The organism is Pseudomonas sp. Irchel 3E20, from assembly GCF_900187645.1.
Lineage (GTDB): Bacteria > Pseudomonadota > Gammaproteobacteria > Pseudomonadales > Pseudomonadaceae > Aquipseudomonas.
The window spans coordinates 39,141-58,371 of the sequence record NZ_FYEE01000009.1 but is presented as its reverse complement, the minus strand read 5'-3'; the positions used below and the strand labels follow the sequence as shown (position 1 = coordinate 58,371).

At 65.7% G+C, this 19,231-nt stretch carries 18 protein-coding genes; 11 read left to right on the top strand and 7 right to left on the bottom strand.

The genetic code is table 11. From position 1 onward, the window contains the following. Positions 1-121: 121 nt before the first annotated feature. Positions 122-397: a DUF1652 domain-containing protein gene (locus CKW13_RS16940; protein WP_095109745.1), complete on the bottom strand. Its 276-nt coding sequence runs from the start codon at positions 395-397 to the stop codon at positions 122-124. A 255-nt stretch (positions 398-652) separates the two neighbouring features. Then, positions 653-871, bottom strand: a complete 219-nt coding sequence (locus tag CKW13_RS16935; protein ID WP_095109744.1) for a YgdI/YgdR family lipoprotein — start codon at positions 869-871, stop codon at positions 653-655. Between the two features lie 188 nt (positions 872-1,059). Between CKW13_RS16935 and CKW13_RS16930 the strand changes: the two genes are divergently transcribed. The 8 genes from CKW13_RS16930 to CKW13_RS16895 all read left to right on the top strand — a co-directional run bounded on the left by CKW13_RS16930 (position 1,060) and on the right by CKW13_RS16895 (position 11,981). After that, the gene (locus tag CKW13_RS16930; RefSeq protein WP_256576608.1) at positions 1,060-2,709 is read left to right on the top strand and encodes a VRR-NUC domain-containing protein; all 1,650 of its coding nucleotides are present in this window, start codon (positions 1,060-1,062) and stop codon (positions 2,707-2,709) included. Beyond that, a complete protein-coding gene (locus CKW13_RS16925) occupies positions 2,706-4,970 on the top strand; it encodes an ATP-dependent DNA helicase (RefSeq protein WP_095109874.1) in 2,265 nt (754 codons plus the stop codon). Before CKW13_RS16930 ends, CKW13_RS16925 begins: the two co-directional genes overlap by 4 nt. 116 nt (positions 4,971-5,086) lie before the next feature. Then, on the top strand, positions 5,087-7,240 hold the full coding sequence (locus CKW13_RS16920; RefSeq protein ID WP_141233985.1) for a caspase family protein: 2,154 nt from the start codon (positions 5,087-5,089) through the stop codon (positions 7,238-7,240). Positions 7,241-7,244: 4 nt separating this feature from the next. After that, complete coding sequence (locus CKW13_RS16915) at positions 7,245-8,339, top strand: hypothetical protein (protein WP_095109741.1); 1,095 nt, start codon at positions 7,245-7,247, stop codon at positions 8,337-8,339. 163 nt (positions 8,340-8,502) lie between these two features. Beyond that, positions 8,503-9,114, top strand: a complete 612-nt coding sequence (locus tag CKW13_RS16910; protein ID WP_095109740.1) for a paraquat-inducible protein A — start codon at positions 8,503-8,505, stop codon at positions 9,112-9,114. Further along, a complete protein-coding gene (locus CKW13_RS16905; protein WP_095109739.1) occupies positions 9,111-9,725 on the top strand; it encodes a paraquat-inducible protein A in 615 nt (204 codons plus the stop codon). The genes CKW13_RS16910 and CKW13_RS16905 overlap by 4 nt, the downstream gene beginning before the upstream one ends. Next, entirely contained in the window at positions 9,718-11,382 is a 1,665-nt protein-coding gene (locus CKW13_RS16900) for an intermembrane transport protein PqiB (RefSeq protein ID WP_095109738.1), read from the top strand. Before CKW13_RS16905 ends, CKW13_RS16900 begins: the two co-directional genes overlap by 8 nt. After that, on the top strand, positions 11,379-11,981 hold the full coding sequence (locus tag CKW13_RS16895; RefSeq protein WP_095109737.1) for a membrane integrity-associated transporter subunit PqiC: 603 nt from the start codon (positions 11,379-11,381) through the stop codon (positions 11,979-11,981). The genes CKW13_RS16900 and CKW13_RS16895 overlap by 4 nt, the downstream gene beginning before the upstream one ends. On the opposite strand, the gene CKW13_RS16890 is transcribed toward CKW13_RS16895, so the two are convergent. Both CKW13_RS16890 and CKW13_RS16885 read right to left on the bottom strand, forming a co-directional pair. Then, complete coding sequence (locus CKW13_RS16890) at positions 11,957-13,135, bottom strand: MFS transporter (RefSeq protein WP_095109736.1); 1,179 nt, start codon at positions 13,133-13,135, stop codon at positions 11,957-11,959. The two genes, CKW13_RS16895 and CKW13_RS16890, sit on opposite strands and share 25 nt — an antisense overlap. Before the next feature lie 218 nt (positions 13,136-13,353). Further along, positions 13,354-14,253: a LysR family transcriptional regulator gene (locus CKW13_RS16885; RefSeq protein ID WP_095109735.1), complete on the bottom strand. Its 900-nt coding sequence runs from the start codon at positions 14,251-14,253 to the stop codon at positions 13,354-13,356. Between the two features lie 144 nt (positions 14,254-14,397). On the opposite strand from CKW13_RS16885, the gene CKW13_RS16880 reads away from it, so the two are divergent. Further along, on the top strand, positions 14,398-14,808 hold the full coding sequence (locus CKW13_RS16880) for a PaaI family thioesterase (protein WP_371856239.1): 411 nt from the start codon (positions 14,398-14,400) through the stop codon (positions 14,806-14,808). 22 nt (positions 14,809-14,830) lie between these two features. Here CKW13_RS16880 and CKW13_RS16875 read toward each other — a convergent pair whose 3' ends face one another. Beyond that, positions 14,831-16,018, bottom strand: a complete 1,188-nt coding sequence (locus tag CKW13_RS16875; protein ID WP_095109734.1) for an acetylornithine transaminase — start codon at positions 16,016-16,018, stop codon at positions 14,831-14,833. 106 nt (positions 16,019-16,124) lie between these two features. Here CKW13_RS16875 and CKW13_RS16870 point away from each other — a divergent pair, with 106 nt between their 5' ends. Then, on the top strand, positions 16,125-17,042 hold the full coding sequence (locus CKW13_RS16870; RefSeq protein WP_095109733.1) for a LysR family transcriptional regulator: 918 nt from the start codon (positions 16,125-16,127) through the stop codon (positions 17,040-17,042). 60 nt (positions 17,043-17,102) lie between these two features. Continuing rightward, complete coding sequence (locus CKW13_RS16865) at positions 17,103-17,639, top strand: DUF4174 domain-containing protein (protein WP_095109732.1); 537 nt, start codon at positions 17,103-17,105, stop codon at positions 17,637-17,639. Here CKW13_RS16865 and CKW13_RS16860 read toward each other — a convergent pair. Beyond that, entirely contained in the window at positions 17,636-18,232 is a 597-nt protein-coding gene (locus CKW13_RS16860) for a TetR/AcrR family transcriptional regulator (protein ID WP_176465128.1), read from the bottom strand. The genes CKW13_RS16865 and CKW13_RS16860 overlap by 4 nt on opposite strands. Continuing rightward, on the bottom strand, positions 18,219-19,070 hold the full coding sequence (locus tag CKW13_RS16855; RefSeq protein WP_095109730.1) for a 3-hydroxybutyryl-CoA dehydrogenase: 852 nt from the start codon (positions 19,068-19,070) through the stop codon (positions 18,219-18,221). Before CKW13_RS16855 ends, CKW13_RS16860 begins: the two co-directional genes overlap by 14 nt. Positions 19,071-19,231: the final 161 nt, after the last annotated feature.

The following is a 19,231-nucleotide window of genomic DNA, read 5'->3' as shown; positions in this document are numbered from 1 at the left end:
TTGCCCGCGATGGCGATGTCTGATTCGACATACCTATCGACCGGAAAGCCCATCGCGGGCGAGCCCGCCCCCACAACGACGCCGTCCTGCAATGTGATAAGTATTGTTTTAAATCAGTGGCTTAGCCAAAACTCTTAAGGCTCGATGGAGGTACAAAGCACTCAAGCTCAGCCTCGATGGCTTCGATGATCCGTTCCACATCGGTGGCGTTCATCACCGTCGCGCAGGGGATGCCGGCAATGGCGATCATGGTTTCGCCGCTCTGGCGGTCGAACAACCGCGCAATCAGGCTGCCGGGTGCGTCCATGCTGGCTTCGAAACCCACGGGGTGAAAATGCCATCGCATCAGCTGGCAAGCGTTGGGAAAGGTCACCTTGTTGGAAAACGTCTTGTTCATGGGGTGCCCACCTGTGTCATTGAGCGCTTCCTTTAGCTCGCGGTAGGAACGACAGGGCCTGCTTGGCCGTGCCCGTTGAGTGCTAACCCTAGCATCAGATTGCCGCTATTTAATCGGTTTTTTTAAACCCTTTAGCAATTGCCTGGCAAAAGTATGACGCGTGTCATGTATTTGTCAGGCAGGTGGCTGGAATAAGGTTTCCAGCCTTGGGAATGTCACGTTCGACCGTTCAAATGGAGCACCCCGTGGGTGCTGTCAATCAGCCTTGCGCACGGTGGCCACTTCGTCGGCCTTGACCCGCACTTTGCGCCCGGAAATATCCTCGAACTCATAGAAACCGTCGGCGGTCTTGGTGTCCGGTACATCCCGGGTCAGGTACTGGGTGCCGTTCTGCAGGGTGACCACCGTCGGCGACGCACAACCGGCCAGCGCCGCCGTGGCGAGAACAGCCAGGGCCAGGGTCTTGATCTTCATGGATATGCCTCGTGCATGTGGAAAAACCATTGAGCATTGATGGCACTTTGTCCTGAAAAGTGTCAGAAAGTTCGCGGCGGCGAGGGAAAACTGTGAAGCCGTCCATCCATTTGGGTTTGCCAGGTACGGCGACAAACTGCTATCTGTATGTATAACCAGTATTCGACCCGTGGCGCTTTCGATCCGTGATGTCCAACCCTCTCGACCATCCGTTCTATTACCTGCACAACTTCCTGCAAGTGCTGGCCTGGCTGGAGCAGCGCTATGGCGACGTGCTCAGCGAAGCCGAGCGGCAATTCATCGCCGACTTCCAGCAATTGCCTCAACCGGCCCAGGGGTTGCTGGTGCGCATGGTGATGCGCAAGGGCGTGCACTTTCGTGCCAGCAAGCTCAGCTACAGCGAAATCGGCGACACCGCCACAGCCGTGGCGCCCTTGCTGGCCCTGGGTTGGGTCGATGAACAGGTGCCGCTGAGCCTGGCCGAGCTGTTCGAGGTATTGCTCAAACCCGAGATCCTCCAGTGCTTCAAGGAGGCCATCCCCCGGCCCAAGGGCAAAAAAAGCCAATGGCTGGCAGACCTGGAAGCTAGCTTCCACACCGCACAAACCTTCGGCCAATGGGCCCCGCAGGTGCAGGACCGGTTGTTTGGCCTGACCATCATGGCGCTGTGCGATCGCCTGCGGCTGATGTTCTTCGGCAACCTGCACCAGGACTGGTCCGAGTTCGTGTTGGCCGACCTTGGGGTGTTTGTCTACGAAAAGGTCGAATTTTGCAGCGAATCCCGGGGTTTGCGCTGCCGTGAAGACGTTGACGGCTACCTGCACCTGTACGAGCACCAGCGCCGCTTTGAAGAGGGCGCCTGCCTGGCGGAAGTGATCGAAGGGATCAACCGCTTGCACACCGCCAACCCCTGGCTGCAACGGCGCCAGGCCAAGTTGCTGTTCCAGGTCGGCCAGCACTGCGAGCGCCTGGCCGACTGGCCCGCCGCCGAGGCGCTGTACCGCGCCAGCAGTTACCCTGGGGCGCGGCTGCGCTTGATCCGCGTGCTAGAGCGCGGTGGCGAACCAGGCGCCGCGTTGGCCCTGGCCGAAGCCATCGCCGCCCAACCCCACAGCGGCGCCGAACAGCAGCAATTGCTGCGCACCTTGCCGCGCCTGCGGCGCAAACTGGGCGGCCCGCCCCAGCCGCGGCGCAAAACCCAGGCGGCCGAACGCCTGGACCTGTGCCTGCCCAGGAGCGAAGCGGGGCTGGCGGTGGAGTTCTGCGTGCAGGCTCACCTGGACGCTGCCGCCGCACCCGTGCATTACGTGGAAAACAGCCTTATCAACTCGCTGTTCGGCCTGCTGTGCTGGCCGGCGATTTTCGCCCCGGTGCCGGGGGCGTTCTTCCACCCGTTCCAGCGCGGCCCGGCAGACCTGCTCAGCGAAGACTTCCATGAGCGGCGCAGTGAGTTGCTGCGCGCCTGCCTGGCGGAGCTGGACGATGGCCGCTACCTGGCCACTATCGGTGAACGCTACCGGCAGAAATTCGGCATCCAGTCGCCGTTCGTGTTCTGGGGCGCGCTCAGCGAAGCGCTGCTGGAGCAGGCCTTGGCGTGCCTGCCGGCTGAGCACCTGAAGCTGTGGTTCAATCGCCTGCTGCTGGATATCCGCGCCAACCGCGCCGGTATGCCGGACCTGATCCAGTTTTTCCCCGCGCAAAAAACCTATCGCATGATCGAAGTCAAAGGCCCCGGCGATCGCCTGCAAGACAACCAGCTGCGCTGGCTGGCGTTCTGCGAAGAACACGCCATGCCCGTGGCGGTGTGCTACGTGCAATGGGCGCCGGGGGCGCCATGAACTACAGCGTGGCGGTGCGCGCCCTGTGTGAATTCACCGCCAAGTGCGGCGACCTCGACCTGCGCTTCACGCCATCGCCCACGGCCCTGGAAGGCATGGCCGGGCACCGCACGGTGGCCTCGCGGCGGGCACCGGGCTATCAAAGCGAAATTGCTTTGGAGGGCCAGTACCAAGGCCTGCGGGTGCGGGGCCGGGCGGATGGCTACGACCCGCAGCAAAACCGCCTCGAAGAGGTGAAAACCTACCGCGGCGACCTGGCGGCCATGCCCGACAACCATCGGCAATTGCACTGGGCCCAGGCCCGGGTGTATGGCTGGTTGATGTGCCAGCAGCTGCAATTGCCCGACCTGCACCTGGCCCTGGTGTACTTCGATGTCACCAACGAGCGGGAAACCTGCTTGAGCGAACACTGGACGGCCCAGGCCCTGGAGGCATTCTTCAACCGCCAGTGCGCGGTGTTCCTGCACTGGGCCGCCCAGGAAAGCGACCACCGCGCCGCCCGTGACCGCGAAGCCGCCCACTTACGCTTCCCCCATGGCGATTTCCGCCCCGGCCAGCGCCACCTCGCCGAGTCGGTGTTCAAGGCTGTCAGCACCGGGCGCTGCCTGATGGCCCAGGCCACCACGGGCATTGGCAAGACCCTGGGCACGCTGTTCCCGATGCTCAAGGCCCTGGCGCCGCAGCGCCTGGACAAGGTGCTGTTCCTCACTGCCAAGACCCCGGGCCGGGCCCTGGCCCTGGACGCAACGCAGGTGCTGCGCCACAGCCACCCGGCGTTGCCGCTGCGGGTGCTGGAGCTGGTAGCCCGGGACAAGGCCTGTGAGCACCCGGATAAAGCCTGCCACGGCCAGTCCTGCCCCCTGGCCCGGGGCTTCTACGATCGGCTGCCCGCCGCCCGGCAAGCGGCCACCGCCAGCGGTTGCTGGGATCAGCCGGGGTTGCGGGCCATCGCCTTGGCGCATGAGGTCTGCCCCTATTACCTGAGCCAGGAAATGGCGCGTTGGGCCGACCTGGTGGTGGCGGACTACAACTACTACTTCGATTTCAGTGCCCTGTTGTTCGGCCTGGCCCAGCTCAACCAATGGCGCGTCGCGGTGCTGGTGGACGAGGCCCATAACCTGGTGGAGCGGGCGCGGCAGATGTACAGCGCGAGCCTCGATCAATCGAGCCTCGACCAGGTGCGGCGCAGCGCCCCCCAGGTGCTGAAAAAGCCTTTGCAGCGGCTGAACCGGGAATGGAACGCCCTGCACAAGGCGCAAATCGCGCCGTACCAGGCCTACCCCGAGGCGCCGGGCAAACTGCTGGCGGCGCTGGGCACTTGCGTGACGGCCATCGGCGACTACCAGAACGACCACCCCCAGGGCCTGGACAGCGCCCTGCAAGGGCTCTATTTCGAGGCGCTGCAATTTATCCGCGTGGGTGAGCTGTTCGACGGCCAGTTTCTGTTCGACATCAGCAAGCGCGACCTCAGCGCCAAGAAGAGCCTGTCGCGCCTGTGCCTGCGCAACGTGGTGCCGGCCGGGTTCATCGGCCCGCGGCTGAAAGCGGCGCGCAGTTGCGTGCTGTTTTCCGCCACCCTCAACCCTCGGCGCTATTACGCTGACCTGCTGGGCCTGCCCGCCGACACGGTGTGGATCGACGTCGAATCGCCGTTCAAGGCCGAGCAGTTGCAGGTGCAGGTCATCCGCCGTATTTCCACCCGCTATACCCACCGCCAGCAGTCCCTGGGGCCGATTGTCGAATTGATCGCCGAACGCTTTGGCCAGCGCCCGGGCAACTACCTGGCGTTTTTCAGCAGCTTCGATTACTTGCAACAGGTGGCCCAGCTACTGGCCGAGCGCTACCCCCACATCCCGTTGTGGCCGCAATCGCGGGGCATGGACGAGGGCCAGCGCCAGGTTTTTTTGCAGCAGTTCACCGCCAGCAGCCAAGGCGTGGGCTTCGCCGTGTTGGGTGGGGCGTTCGGCGAGGGCATCGACCTGCCGGGCGCGCGGTTGATCGGCGCCTTTATCGCCACGTTGGGGCTGGCCCAGGTCAACCCGGTCAACGAACAGTTGCGCCAGCGGATGACGGCAATATTCGGTAACGGCTATGACTACACTTACCTCTATCCCGGCCTGCAAAAAGTGGTGCAGGCCGCCGGGCGGGTGATCCGCACGCCCGAGGACCAAGGCATGGTGATGTTGATCGACGACCGTTTTGCCGAACCCCGGGTGCGCCAGTTGCTACCCGATTGGTGGGCGGTTGACGTGGTCGGATAGGGGGTCGATAGAAATTTCGTACATCGAGCGTCGAAAAAAGCCGATAGGCGGTGTAGGTTTGCCCGTCCAAGGCGTTTCGCCACTTTTTTCCTGCATCAGTCTCAGGGATGGGGTACATGCCACACGCAAGTTGCTTCCTGGCGGGCGACGACCCGCGTCGTCTCGGCGAAGGCCTGGTCTATCACGACCCGGCACTGGCGAAGGCCCCGGCCACCCATGTGCTGGTGGTGGGCGTGGCGGCATTGCGCTCGGCCAATTTTCCGCTCAACCTGACCACCGCCACCCTGTCGGCGCGTCACCTGGCCGACTGGTTCCTGGCCCCGGGCAAGGCGCGTTTCAGCAACGCTGGGCAGCCTCTGGGCAGCGTGGCGCTGTTGCTCTCGGAAACCACCCAACCCTCCCAAGCACCCCTGGCCACCTACGGCGGTGGCGAGGTGCCACGGGCCACCAGTGCCAGAGTCAAAGCAGCCCTGGGTAAATGGCTCAAGCGCCTGCACGGCCACCCGGACAACCTGGCGATCCTCTATGTGGCCAGCCATGGCCAGAGCCTGAACGGGCGCACCGCGTTCCTGTTGGAGGATTTCGGCAGTGCGCCGCAAAACGCCACCTTTGGCCTGGTCAATGTCGAGCAGTTGTTCGGCACCCTGGAGAACGCCTGGGCCACCCGTCAGTTGCTGCTGATCGACTGCTGCCGCAACGCCACGGACGTGAAACTGGCGGCTGAGGAAATGTTCGGCACGCCGTTGGTGGTCTTGCCGCGCGACCCCAAGGACCACGGCCAGCCGCGCAACCAATGGGGCATTTGCTCCACCACCCTGGGCCAGGTCGCCACGGGGCTGGCGGCGGGGCCGACGCTGTTCAACCTGGCCCTGCTCGATGCCCTCAACGGCGTGGCCAGCGACGTCAGCGCCGAAGGTTGGCCGGTGCGCCCCGGCACCCTGGTGGACCGGGTGACCCGCATCCTCGACCTGTACCGGCGCCCCGACGAGAGCGTGCAACTGCCGGCGGGGCGGATCAGCGGCAGTTTCGATATCACTTTGCCCGGGGAAAGCAGCGATGTGCCGGTGTACATCAGCCTGTACGACCCCAGCCTGTGGCCCGACAGCACCCTCACCGTGACGGTCGATGGCGTGGCCCAGGGCACCATTGCCCACCAGGGCGGGGCCGGGCCGTTCTACCTGGCGCGTTATAAGGACCAAGCCGATGTTCGTGTCAGTGCCGAGCACGATGGCGAGTCCCTGGGCAGCAACACCGCCAGGGTTCGGGCGCCGGTGCTGTTTTTGCAGGTCTCACCGCCACGGGAAGACAAGCAACGGCCGCCCATGCTGGGCCTACAAAAATGGACGCCAACGCGCGATGACCTGTTCCAGGCGCTGAAATTCGGCACGGTCATTCGGCCCCGGGCCGGCGCGGGCAAGCCACCGCCGTCGTTGAGCGCCACCGTGCGGGTGGTGGGCGCGCTGTCCATGGGCCTTGACGAGGCTCGCCCCGCCAATGGCCATGCCACGCCAGCCTTCGACATTGGTCGCGAGCGCTCGAACACGGTCGCCTTGGGCGAGAACCAACTGGGGGACTTCGACAGCAGCGTGGCCCCGGGCACGCCGGTGTTCATTAAGGTTCGCCACGCCGACGGCTATGAGGAATACGCCGCCGTGCCCGCCCGCCAGCACATTGGCCCCTTGGGCGACAGCCGCTGGTGCGCCGAGGTGCGCATCGACCTGGGCGCGGCCCGTTACGAAGCGATGACCCGGGTGCATATCGACGACCGGCGCTGGAGCAAGCTGCTGGGCTGTGTGGCCGCCCGCAACTTTGTCGAGGGCGAAAAACTCCTCGACGAAGGCCTGGCCGAGGACGTCCTGGGCGCCATCCGCAACAAAGTCCTCAACAATGTGGCCGCCACCGCCGGGGCGCTGGTGGCGGTGGGGGCTGCCAGCCCGAAGGTGGAGGAGCACTGGGACCCCTGGCTGCGCAACCTGTGCCAGTGGTTCCCCGGGTTGCCCGACGGGCCGATCATCCTTGGCCGGCGCCTGATGAGCCGTGCCCGCAGCCAGGCACAGATCGACGAAGCCGGCGCCTGGTTCCTCGAAGGCTACCGCCGTGGCGTGCCCTATTACTCGCTGTCGCTGGACTGGCTGGCCCAGGGCCTGGAAAGCGTGCCCGGCAACAGCGCCGAACTCCTGGAAAAACGCCGCATCGCCCGGGAACTGTCGATCCGCGTCGACCCCGCCCGCACCTTTACCGTAATCCGTTTGCGCAACGCTGGAGCCTGAGCCCATGGCCACTTTCACCCTGACCTTGCACCCGGCGTCCGAAGGCGATGCCTTGATCCTCACCTGGGGCAAGGCCCCGGCCCTGCGCCATGCCCTGGTGGATCTGGGCCGTGGCGGCGACTACAAGCCCCTCAAGCCATTGCTGCAAGGCCTGGGGGAGGTCGAGCTGTTCGCGTTGAGCCACATCGACGCCGACCACATCGAAGGCGCCGTGAGCCTGTTCAAGGCCCCGGACCTGCCGTTCAAGGCCCGCGAGGTGTGGTTCAACGCCCGCGCCCAATTGCTGGCGGCCAATGCACGCCTGGCGCCGGAGCAACGGGTGCCGCTGGGTTCCAAACAGGCGGAAAAGGTCAGCGAGGGCCTGGCCGCCAGTGGTTGGCCGCTCAACAGCCGCTTTGCCAGCCGCGTGGTTTCGGTGGACAGCCCCGAAGGCGCGGCGCCGCTGACGTTTGCCGGTGGCCTGCAACTGACCTTGCTCTCGCCCACGGACCAGAGCCTGGCCAACCTGTTGCCGGTGTGGCTCAAGGAACTCATCCGCGCCGGCCTGCGCCTGGAAGATCTGGTGGCGCCGCCGCCACCGCCCGCTGACGGCCATGTGCACCTGGGCGGGTTGGACGTGGAAGCCTTGGCGGCGATGGACTTCAAACCCGATCAGACAAAGCCCAATGGTTCCAGCATCGCCTTCATCGCCCAATACAACGGCGCGCGGGTGCTGATGGCCGCGGATGCTTACTCCGATATCGTCGAGGCGTCCCTGCGCCGCCTCGGCGCCAGTGAAACCCAGCGCTACCGGTTGGCGTGCCTGAAAGTCGCCCACCACGGCAGCCAGGGCAACACCTCGCCAGGGCTGCTGGGCATCATCGACTGCACCTGCTTTGCCTTCTCCACCGACGGCTCGCGCCACGGCCACCCGGACCCGCAACTGATCGCCCGCATCCTCAAGGCCGACCCCCAGCGGCCCAAGACCCTGGTGTTCAACTTCCGCCAACCCCAGACCCTGTGCTGGAACGTGCCGGCGCTGATGCAGAAATGGAACTACCGTTGTGTCTTTCCCACGGTTGGGCAGGAGGGCCGCGTGGCGCTGGACCTGTTGGCGTGATACCTCTTACACCGCCAACCCCCCTGTGGGAGCGGGCGCTGCCCGCGATGGCGGCCCCAAGATCGCCATCGCGGGCAGCGCCCGCTCCCACCGAGTTTGTGTCTATGATTGACTCTGTCGCCGCCCAAACCCTCGCCATCCTCACCACAGGCCTTTGCCCTCCATGACGTCCAACCCCCAGTGGATCATTTGCGAGCACTGTGACTCGGTCTACAGCCCGGTGCCCCTGGGCCAGGGCGAAATCGCCCGTTGCGTGCGGTGCGCGGCAATCCTGGAGCGGGGCGGGCAGATGAGCATCCAGCAACTGCTGGCGCTGTCTATCGGTGCGGCGCTGCTGTTCGTGCTCGCCAATGCGTTCCCGGTTATCACCATCAGCCTCAAGGGCCTGAGCAACCAGGCGACCCTGTGGCAATCGGTGCAGGCCCTGGCCCAGGGCGATATCAGCCCTATCGCCGCCGTGGCCGGGCTGACCATCATCCTCGCGCCCATGCTGCAAATCGCCTTGCTGTGCTGGCTGCTCAGCTACGCGCTGGTGGGCCGCGCCGCGCCGGGGTTCAAGGCGTGCATGCGCGCCCTGGAGCACCTGCGGCCGTGGAGCATGCTGGAGGTGTGCCTGCTGGGCATCCTCGTGGCGATCGTCAAGTTGGCCGGCATGCTCGACGTGCACCCCGGCCTGGGCCTGTGGGCGCTGGCGATGCTCACGGTGCTGATTATCCTGATCTCCGGCAAAGGCATCCGGCGCTTGTGGAAAGACCTGGAGGGCGTGATCCCGTGAACCTGCCGCCCTACGCCTCGCAACTGGGCCTGTTGCTATGCCACACCTGCGGCCAGGCTTGCCTGAGCGGCCAACTGCGCTGCCCGCGTTGCGACGCTATCGTCCACCGGCGCAAACCCGACAGCCTCAACCGTACCTGGGCGCTGTTGCTGGCCAGCCTGATCTGCTACATCCCGGCCAACCTGATGCCGGTGATGTTCACCGATATTTTTGGCAGCGGCAGTGAAAACACCATTTTCAGCGGTGTGCTGGAGTTCTGGCACGAAGGCGCCTGGGACCTGGCCGCGTTGATCTTTATCGCCAGCGTGGTGGTGCCATGCATGAAGTTCGTCGTGCTCGGCCTGTTGCTGGTGACCTGCCAGCGCCGCAGCCGCTGGGCCATGGCCGAGCGGGCGCGGCTGTATCGGCTGATCGAGGTGATCGGCTACTGGTCGATGCTCGACGTGCTGGTGGTGGCGTTGATTGCCGCGTTGGTGCAGTTCCGGTCCCTGAGCACCATCGAGCCCAGGATCGGCATTTTGTTTTTTGGTCTGGTGGTGGTGCTGACGATGCTGGCCGCCATGAGTTTCGATCCCCGATTGATCTGGGACGCAGAGGTTGAAGATGCCTGATACCCATACACCGCCCGCGCCGGGCAGCCCGGCGGTCAAGCGCCGGCGTTTCAACGTTTCGCTGGTGTGGCTGGTGCCCATTGTCGCGGCCCTGGTGGGCCTGTCGATGGTGGTGCACAACGCGCGCAACGCCGGGCCGCAGATCACCGTGAGCTTTCTCACGGCCGAGGGCCTGGAGGCGAACAAGACCCAGGTCAAGTACAAGAACGTGGTGATCGGCAAAGTCACCGCCATCGCCCTGGCCGATGACCGCAGCCATGTGCAGGCGAGCATCGAGCTGGACGCCTCGGCCAAGTCCTTCGCCTCGCGCGATGCGCGTTTTTGGGTGGTGCGCCCGCGCATCGGCGCCAATGGCATCTCCGGGGTGGATACGCTGCTGTCCGGGGCCTTTATCGGCGCCGATGCCGGGGAATCGAGCAAGGCCCGCAAGGACTTCGTCGGCCTGGAAACCCCGCCCGCCATCACTTACGGCGAGAAAGGCAAGCGCTTCACCCTGCGCACCGACAACCTGGGCTCGCTGGACATTGGCTCCAGCGTGTATTACCGGCGTATCCCCGTGGGGCAAGTGGTGGCCTACCGGTTGTCTGAGGACGGTAAGGGTGTGGACGTGGAGATTTTCGTCCACGCCCCCAACGACCGCTTCGTCACCCGCGACACGCGGTTCTGGAACGCTAGCGGCATCGACGTCAGCCTGGCCGCCGATGGCTTGAAGGTGAACACCGAATCGGTGTCCTCGATCCTCGCCGGCGGCATTGCCTTCGTGGAGCCCAAGTACAGCCCCAACCCGGAGGTGGCGGCGGAAAATACCGCGTTTTCCCTGTTCGACGACCAGCAAAGCGCCATGGCCCCGGCCGATGGCCAGCCGCGCTACATCCGCATGCGCTTCGACCAGCCATTGCGCGGGCTGGTGGTCAATGCCCCGGTGGAGTTCCACGGGGTCAACCTGGGCCGCGTGGTCTCGGTGGACCTGGATTACGACGAAGTGAAAAAAACCTTCCCCACTATCATCGGGGCGGTGATCTACCCCACGCGCCTGGGCAAGGCCCACGCCAAGATGCTTGAACGCGGCGGCGCCGACGACGAGACGCGGGCCTCGCAATTGATGGACGAACTGGTGGCCCGCGGCCTGCGCGCCCAGGCCCGCACCGGCAACCTGATTACCGGGCAGCTGTACATCGCCCTGGATTTCGACCCCAAGGCCAAACCGGTGCAATTCGACCTGGCCGCGCGGCCGGTGGAGATCCCCACGGTGCCCGGCAGCCTCGACAAGCTCCAGGAGCAACTGCAAGCGGTGGTGGACAAGATCAGCAAGCTGCCGATCGAGCAGATCGCCAGCAACCTCAACGGCAGCCTGGGCGAGATGCAAAAGACCCTCAAACAGGTCAATGGCCAGGTGTTGCCGCAACTGCGTGACACCCTGGAGCAAACGCGCAAGACCGTGGCCACGGCCAACGACAGCTTTGCCGAGGACTCGCCTCAACGCCAGCAACTGGGCCAGGCCATGGATGAAGTGCAACGCACCGCCCGTTCGGTGCGGGTGCTTACCGACTTCCTCGGCCGCCACCCCGAGGCGTTGATCCGGGGCCGCCTCAAGGACAACCAACCCGACGCTTATCAAGCGCCGTCTTCGACTTCCCGCCAGAGCGACCCGCAATGATGACCCGTTCCTTGACCCTGGCCGCCGCCCTGGCCCTGAGTGCGTGCAGTTCGGCGCCGACCCATTACTACACCTTGATCCCCGCCGCCCATGAAGGCGCGGTCGCGGCCCCGGCGCCGGGCTTTGAATTCGAGATGCAAAGCGTGCGCATCCCCGTGCAGGTAGACCAGCCGCAAGTGGTGGTGCGCCAGGGCGGCGGGGCCTTGGCGATCCTTGAAACCGAGCGCTGGAGCGCGCCCCTGGCCGATGAACTGCACGATGCCCTGGCCTTGCAGATGGAAAACAAGCTCGGCACCCGCGACCTCGCGGGCCTGGCCATTGCCCCGGGGCGCGAACGCCTGGCCCTGCGCACCGACGTGCGCCGCTTCGACTCGTTGCCGGGGCAGTACGCCCTGGTGGATGTGGTGTGGAGCCTGAGCCTGCGCGGCGATGGCCAGCCGCGGCGCACTCTGACGTGCAGCAGCACCCTGCGCCAGAGCGCCGGGGTGGGCATCGAGGCGTTGGTGTTAGCCCACCAGCAACTGGTCGAGCAACTGGCCACGCGCATCGCCCGCACGGCGCGGGCCTGGGTCAGTCAGCCAACGGCGGGATGTTCCTGAGGCACCAGCCAACGGCCCTGCACCCATAGCAGGGCCATGGCCGCCAACGCTGCCAGCGCACCGAGCAGCGGCACCCAGGCCAGCCCCGCGAGGTGGATCAGCACGCCGCTGGCCGCACCGCCAATGGCGGTGCCCAGGTTGAACGAAGCGATGTTCAGGCCCGCCGCCACGGCGCTGTAGCGCGGGATGTAGTGGTTGGCCAGGCGCAGCAAACGCAGGGTGGAAAGGGTGACGATGGCGAAGAACAACACCCCCAGCAGCCCCACCAGCAGCAACATCACCCAGGGCTGCTCACGCCACAGGTACAGCCCCACCATGTCCAGGGCCAAGGCGCCCAGCGCCAGGTACAGGCAATGGGTCACCGAGTAGCGGTCGGCCCACTGGCCACCGAGCATATTGCCCAAAATCGAACAGCCGCCAAACAGCAGCATCGCCAGGCTCAGGGTGGCGTGGCTGACGGCGCTGATGTGCAGCAGGTACGGCGAGACAAAGGTAAAGAAGGCGAACGTCGCCACACTCACCAGCATCGCCAGGGCCGCTGCCATCAGCAGTTGCCGGTGCAGCGCAGCGCGTAGGCCGGCCAGCGCCCCGGCACCCGCAGGCGTGGCCGGCGCGCGAGGCATCAGCCACACCAGGCCCAGGCTGCTGAGCAAGCCCAAAGCGCCGATGGCGACAAACACCAGCCGCCATGACCAGACGCTGCCCAGGTAGGTGCCCAGCGGCACGCCGAGGGCCACCGACAGGGTCAGGCCCAACCACACCAGCGCCAAGGCCCGCCCGGACTGATCCGCCGGTACGCACTTGACCGCCACGTTGGAGGCCACGGCCATGAACACGCCGTGGGCCAGGCCAATGACAAAGCGGATGCCATGCAGGGTGAGCAGGTCCGGGGCGACGCCAATCGCCAGGCTGCCCAGGGCCAGCACGCCGAGGGTGGTCAGCAGCAGGGCCTTGTCGCTCCAGGCATGGGCCAGCGCCGTGAGGATCGGTGCGCCAATGGCCGCGCCCAAGGCGTAGGCGGCAATCGCTGAGCCGACCTCGGCCACCGGGGCGTGCAGGTCATCGGCCATCACCGACACCAACCCGGCCAATACAAACTCGGACAGGCCGAAGGCGAAGGTGCAGAGGGAAAAGAGGTAGATCACTGCAGGCATAGGGGGCTTCCGCAAGACAAAGGAATTGACTGTGCACACCGAACCTGTGGGAGCGGGCTTGCCCGCGATAGCGGCGGCCCTGGCGCTGGAGATTGAGTGGCTGTACCGGCCCCATCGCGGGCAGAGCCCCACAGGTTTCGCGCCCATAAGTTCGGCCTACAGAGTGGCCACCCGCGCCCGCTGCGGGAAATATTAAATAAGTGGCGTCTTGATACTTTTCAGCGTGGCGCCAGCACCAAGGCCCGCAGGGGCTCAAGCAAAGGCGAAGGGTTGCTGCGGGCCCAGCACATGAACAGGCTGATGCCCGGGTTGGGCTGGGCGCCGACCTGGGCCAGCGGGCGCAGCACCACATCGCTGCGGGCCACGGCGCTGGCGATGGAGGCGGGCACCAGGGCCACGCCGAAACCCCGGCCGACCAGGGCGATCAGGGTGTGCATCTGCGCTGCTTCCTGCACCACCCGTGGGTAAAACCCGGCGGCTTCGCACAGGCCGATCAGCTGTTGGTGATAACCGCTGCCCAGAGGCTGGGGGGTGAATACAAAGTCCTCGTCGGCACAGTCGCGCAGTTCGATGGGCGTGACGCCCGCCTTGGGGTGCGTGGCGGGCAGGGCCAGCAGCAGGGGTTCGCGCAGCACCTCGACGCACTCCATCTGCTCACTGTCAAAGCGCACCTGGCGCAGAAACCCGATGTCCACCTCGCCGGCCAGCAGGGCCCGGGCCTGCTCTGCCGAGGGCATTTCCAGCAGCACCAGCCGCACCTGGGGCAACGCCTGGCGAAAGCCTTGCAGGCTGTCGAGCAAGGTGTCGTAGCACGCCAGGGACAGGGCGCTGACAGTGAGGGTGCCGGCCACGCCGCGGGCCACTTGCCGGGCGTGGTCGATGCCCAGCTCCAGGCCGCGCAGGGTGGTATAGGCCGTGTCCAGAAAGGCCCGGCCGGCCGGCGTCAGTTGCACGCCGGGTTTGCTGCGGATGAACAGCGCCACCCCGAGTTTGTCTTCTAGGCGGCTGATGGCCTGGCTTAAGGGCGGCTGGGCCATGTGCAGGCGAGCGGCGGCCTTGCTGAAATGCAGCTCTTGGGCGACGGCGATGAATTGGCGCAGCAGGCGGGTTTCGATCATGGCGCAAGGTCCTTCTTGGGGCGCGAAGGGCTGCCATCGTGCCACAGCCGCGCAAATGAACGGGGATTTGCGCCGTGGATAAGGCTGTCGGGCGGGCCTCGGGGGATTCATGGTGAGGCTTTGTCGCCAGTGGAGTGCCTGCCCGTGAGTACCATCCCCGAAGGTTTTGTCGCGTTGCCCCGCAGCAGCCCCTTGCTCGACCTGATCGGCCCGGTGTACTGCCGGGGCCTTGGGCTGCAACTGGAAGTCGGCCTGCTCATCGAGCCGCGCCACGCCAATGGCCGCGGCACCTTGCACGGTGGGGTGCTGGCGACCCTGGCGGACGTGGGCATGGGCTACGCCATGGCGTTTTCCAGCGACCCACCGCTGCCCTTGATAACCGCGAGCATGCACCTGGATTACCTGGGCTCGGTGAAAATCGGCGAATGGCTGAGCGTGCGCCTGGAGCACGCCAAGCGCGGCCGGCAAATGGCCTTCGCCACCGTGGTGCTGGAAGTCGGCGAGCGGACGGTGGCCCGGGCCAATGGGGTGTTTGCGGTGCCGTTAGAGGCTTGAACGCCTGCTCCCACAGCCGTAGTCAAGCCAGCACAGGCAGGGCCTCTAGCGCCCGGCTCACGCCGCGCACGATCATCTCCACCTCGCGCTCATCCAGGGTCAGGGGCGGCAGCAGGCGGATGGTGGTGCCGCGGGTGACGTTTATCAGCACCCCGTGGTCGCGGGCGGCGATGAGCATCAGCTCGCGGCAGGGCCGGGCCAGTTCGATGCCGATCATCAAGCCTTGGCCACGCACCGCGACCACCTGCGGGTGCGCGCCCAGCTCCACCCGCAGCCGCGCCAGCAAGCGCCCGCCTTGAAGTTGGGCGTTGGCCAGCAGGCCTTCGTCCTCGATCACCTCCAGCACCGTGCACGCGGCGCGGCACGCCAACGGGTTGCCGCCGAAGGTGCTGCCGTGGCTGCCGGGGGTGAACAGGCTGGCCGCCGCTTCGCTGGCCAGGCACGCGCCAATGGGAATGCCATTGGCCAAGCCCTTGGCCAGGGTCACGACATCGGGAACGATGCCTTCGTGCTGGTAGGCAAACCACTGCCCGGTACGGCCCATGCCGCTCTGGATCTCGTCGAGCATCATCAGCCAGCCGTGGCGGGTGCAGTGTTCACGCACGGCCTTGAGGTAACCGGGCGGCGCCGGTTGAATGCCGCTTTCGCCCTGGATCGGCTCCAGCAGCACGGCGACGATCCGCTGGCCATACAACTGCGTGGCGTGCTCCAGTGCCGCCAGGTCGCCAAAGGGCAACTTGAGGAAATCCCCCGGTAAGTGGGCGAAACCCGGGCTTAGCGCCGGGCCGTCGCTGGCGGACAGGGTGCCGAGGGTACGGCCATGGAAGGCGTTCTCCATCACCACCACCAAGGGCGCGGCAATGCCTTTTTGCCTGCCGTGCAGGCGCGCCAGTTTCAGCGCGGTTTCGTTGGCCTCGGCGCCGGAGTTGTTGAAAAACACCCGGTCCAGGCCAGCGAGGCGGGTGAGTTTTTGCGCCAGGCGTTGCTGCCAGTCGATGGCGTAGAGGTTGGAGGTGTGCAACAGCAGGCCGACCTGTTCGCGCAGCGCCGCCACCAGTCGGGGGTGGGCGTGGCCGATGCCAGTCACGGCGACGCCGGCCATGGCGTCGAGGTACTCGCGCCCGTGTTGGTCCCACAGGCGCGTGCCCAGGCCATGGGTGAAGCTGATGGGCAGGGGCTGGTAAGTGTTCATCAGGCAAGCGTGGCTCATGTCGGCACTCTCCGAGGGTGATTGAGCGGGGTGCTTGCAGTATGGTTAGCCACATTGGCTGGATAAACATGGGCCGAGTTCAAACATTTTAAAGTCAGGGTTGATAATGGATCTGTTCCAGGCAATGACGGTGTTCGTCAAAGTGGTCGAGACCGGCAGCATGACCGCGGCCGCTCAGGAGTGCGGGCTGTCCACCACCATGGTCGGCAACCACTTGCGCGCCCTGGAGCAGCGCCTGGGGGTGAGCCTGCTCAGCCGCACCACCCGGCGCCAGCGCTTGACCGAATTCGGCCACGGCTATTACCAGCGCTGCCTGGAAGTGCTGGGCTTGGTGGCCGACTCCGAGCGCCTGGCCGAGCAAACCCAGGCCGCGCCCCAGGGCACCTTGCGCGTCACCGCCCCGGAAACCTTCGGCGCCACCTGCCTGGCCCCGGCCTTGAGCCGCTTCGTGGCGTGCTACCCGCAGGTGAAGGTGGACGTGACCCTGAGCAACCGGCGCATGGACCTGATCGACAGTGCCTTCGACGTGGCCCTGCGCCTGGGCAACCTGGAACCCAGCAGCCTGATCGCCCGGCCCTTGCGCGATTACACCCTGAGCCTGTGCGCCGCGCCGGCCTACCTGGCGCGCCGGGGCACGCCGCGCACGCCCGCGGATCTACAGGCCCACGATTGCCTGGCCTTCAGCTACCCGGCGGGGGATGACTGGGCCTCGGTGGAAAAACAATGGCGCCTGCACGGCCCCGACGGGGATATTTTGGTGCCGGTGGACGGTCCCATGGTGATGAACAGCACCGCGGGCCTGTACCACGCCGCGTTGGCGGGTATGGGCGTGGTGATGCTGCCCGATGCCCAGGTGGGCCATGACCTGCACAGCGGTCGCCTGGTGCGCCTGTTGCCGGACTACCGCTTGCCCAGCCGCGCGATGCACCTGGTGTACGCCCAAGACCGCTACCGTTTGCCCAAGCTGCGCTGTTTTGTCGAATTTGCCTTACAGGAGTGGCAGGGCAAGCGGCAAACGGCCTAGCGGTAAGCTTGAAGCTGCTTCTCTGGACTACGCTTGAAAAAAAATGAAATGGAGGTAGCCATGTTGATCCGTTCCCTGATGCTGGCCACGTGGGTGGCCGTTGCGGCTCCAGCCCTGGCGGCTGGTGACGACAATCCCCTGGCGATGGATCGCGGCAAGTCCCGGCCACTGGTCGTCATCGCTCGCGATAGCCTGGACCCGACCCTGATCCGGTTGGAGCAGGCGCTCAAGGAGCCGGCCAACCAAAGCGCCGCGAAGGAACGCAACCTGGTGCTCTACACCCTGGTGGGCATGACCGGCAAACGGGACGACAAGGCGCTGGACCCGCAAAGCACCATGGCCTTGATCCGTACCTTGAAGTTGGGCGCAGGCTCGAAGATCAAGGTGGTTTTACTGGGCAAGGACGGCGAGAAAAAACTCGAAGACGAAGGCGCCATCGAACTCAAGGACATCTTTACCGCCGTCGACCAACTCCCCGCCAGCGAAAAACAACTCACCGCCACCGTGGCGCCGCCCGCCGAAGCCGTGCCGGCTACGCCCGGCAAGCACACCAAACCGGCCAAGCCCGCCGCGCCGCCCAAACCCTTGGACGACTAACCCGCCAGCGCCTGCGGCCTGGGGCAGGGCAGCAGGCGCTCGATGGCGGCCGCCACCCAGTGTTCGATCAAGCCATCCTGATGCGGCACATGCTCTGTCAACCATGCCGGGGCGCTGTTGAGTAGCGCCGCGAGGGCATGGCCCGCGGCCCGCACCGCCGGGTCGTCCAAACGGGTCTGCTGGCCGAGCAGGCTGAGCAACTGGCCTTCGTAGGCGTCACGCAAGCGGGCCACTTGTTGTTGCTGCTCCTCATTCAGGCAAGGGCTGTCGCGCTCCACCAGGCGAAAGTGCAGCGGCAGCTCGCGGTGCAGTTGCACGTGGGCCTGGACGATGCGCGGCACCCGCGCCGCCATCGCCCCCGGCCGCTTGGCGATGCGCCGCAGGGCGGCCAGGCGTTCGTCGTAGAACTCCTCGATCAAGTCCAGCAGCAAATGCTGTTTGCTCGGGTAATGGTGGTACAGCGAGCCAGGTGCCAGGCCCAAGTGGCTCGCCAATTCCCGCATGCCGACCTGGCCGAACCCCTTGCTGGCGAACAGCTCCAGGGCTTTTTCCCGGCTTTGGGCAAAGCGCGCGCAGCGCTCAGCCATAGGCATGGAAACCACGCCCGCTTTTGCGCCCCAGGTAGCCGGCGGCGACCATTTCCTTGAGCAGTGGCGCAGGGCGGTACTTGCTGTCGTTGAAGCCTTCATAGAACGCCGCGAGGATCGCCAGCAGGGTGTCCAGGCCAATCAGGTCCGCCAGGGCCAGCGGGCCGATGGGCTGGTTGCAGCCCAGGCGCATCCCGGCGTCGATGTCTTCGGCGCTGGCCAGGCCTTCCTGTAGCACCAGGATGGCTTCGTTAATCATCGGCACCAGAATGCGGTTGACCACAAAGCCTGGGCGGTTGCCGGCGGTGATGGCGGTCTTGCCCAGGCGCGTGGACAGCTCCAGCGCCAAGGCGTGGGTGGCATCGCTGGTTTGCAGGCCACGGATCACCTCGATCAGGCCCATCATCGGCACCGGGTTGAAAAAGTGCAGGCCGATAAAACGCTCGGGCACGCTGACGCTGGCGGCCAACTGGGTGATCGACAGTGACGAGGTGTTGGAGGCGATCACGCACTCGGTGCTGACCTGGGCGGCGATCTGTTGCAGCAAGCGCAGCTTGAGGTCGAGGTTTTCCGTGGCGGCTTCGATCACCAGGTCGGCGCCTTCCAGGCTGGTGTAGTCGGTGCTCAGGCGGATGCGCGCCAGGGCGGCGTCCTTTTGCTCGGCGCTGAGTACCTGCTTGGCCACTTGCCGGTCGAGGTTCTTGTCGATGGTGGCCAGGGCCCGTTGCAGCGCCGGTTCAGCGATGTCCAGCAGGGTCACGTCGAAACCGGCCGCCGCGCAGACTTGCGCAATGCCGTTGCCCATGGTGCCGGCGCCAATCACGCCGATGCGGTGTAGGTTCATCAGAAAGTCTCTTTTTTGTTCAGAAGGGGCGCGCCCCTTGGCGTACCATGGCTGCTTGCCATGCCGGGTGATGGCGCCAGTCTAGGTGCGTACGCGTTTCAGGCCTATGCCATAAGCAGTCACCCGGCATGACGCTTTTTGCCACTTTTTCCGCTCGCCGG

Bases quoted from the DNA above. Each gene is read 5' to 3' on its own strand.
- CKW13_RS16940 (WP_095109745.1), bottom strand. From the start codon at position 397: ATGAACAAGACGTTTTCCAACAAGGTGACCTTTCCCAACGCTTGCCAG.
- CKW13_RS16935 (WP_095109744.1), bottom strand. From the start codon at position 871: ATGAAGATCAAGACCCTGGCCCTGGCTGTTCTCGCCACGGCGGCGCTG.
- CKW13_RS16930 (WP_256576608.1), top strand. From the start codon at position 1,060: ATGTCCAACCCTCTCGACCATCCGTTCTATTACCTGCACAACTTCCTG.
- CKW13_RS16925 (WP_095109874.1), top strand. From the start codon at position 2,706: ATGAACTACAGCGTGGCGGTGCGCGCCCTGTGTGAATTCACCGCCAAG.
- CKW13_RS16920 (WP_141233985.1), top strand. From the start codon at position 5,087: ATGCCACACGCAAGTTGCTTCCTGGCGGGCGACGACCCGCGTCGTCTC.
- CKW13_RS16915 (WP_095109741.1), top strand. From the start codon at position 7,245: ATGGCCACTTTCACCCTGACCTTGCACCCGGCGTCCGAAGGCGATGCC.
- CKW13_RS16910 (WP_095109740.1), top strand. From the start codon at position 8,503: ATGACGTCCAACCCCCAGTGGATCATTTGCGAGCACTGTGACTCGGTC.
- CKW13_RS16900 (WP_095109738.1), top strand. From the start codon at position 9,718: ATGCCTGATACCCATACACCGCCCGCGCCGGGCAGCCCGGCGGTCAAG.
- CKW13_RS16895 (WP_095109737.1), top strand. From the start codon at position 11,379: ATGATGACCCGTTCCTTGACCCTGGCCGCCGCCCTGGCCCTGAGTGCG.
- CKW13_RS16890 (WP_095109736.1), bottom strand. From the start codon at position 13,135: ATGCCTGCAGTGATCTACCTCTTTTCCCTCTGCACCTTCGCCTTCGGC.
- CKW13_RS16885 (WP_095109735.1), bottom strand. From the start codon at position 14,253: ATGATCGAAACCCGCCTGCTGCGCCAATTCATCGCCGTCGCCCAAGAG.
- CKW13_RS16875 (WP_095109734.1), bottom strand. From the start codon at position 16,018: ATGAGCCACGCTTGCCTGATGAACACTTACCAGCCCCTGCCCATCAGC.
- CKW13_RS16870 (WP_095109733.1), top strand. From the start codon at position 16,125: ATGGATCTGTTCCAGGCAATGACGGTGTTCGTCAAAGTGGTCGAGACC.
- CKW13_RS16865 (WP_095109732.1), top strand. From the start codon at position 17,103: ATGTTGATCCGTTCCCTGATGCTGGCCACGTGGGTGGCCGTTGCGGCT.
- CKW13_RS16860 (WP_176465128.1), bottom strand. From the start codon at position 18,232: ATGCCTATGGCTGAGCGCTGCGCGCGCTTTGCCCAAAGCCGGGAAAAA.
- CKW13_RS16855 (WP_095109730.1), bottom strand. From the start codon at position 19,070: ATGAACCTACACCGCATCGGCGTGATTGGCGCCGGCACCATGGGCAAC.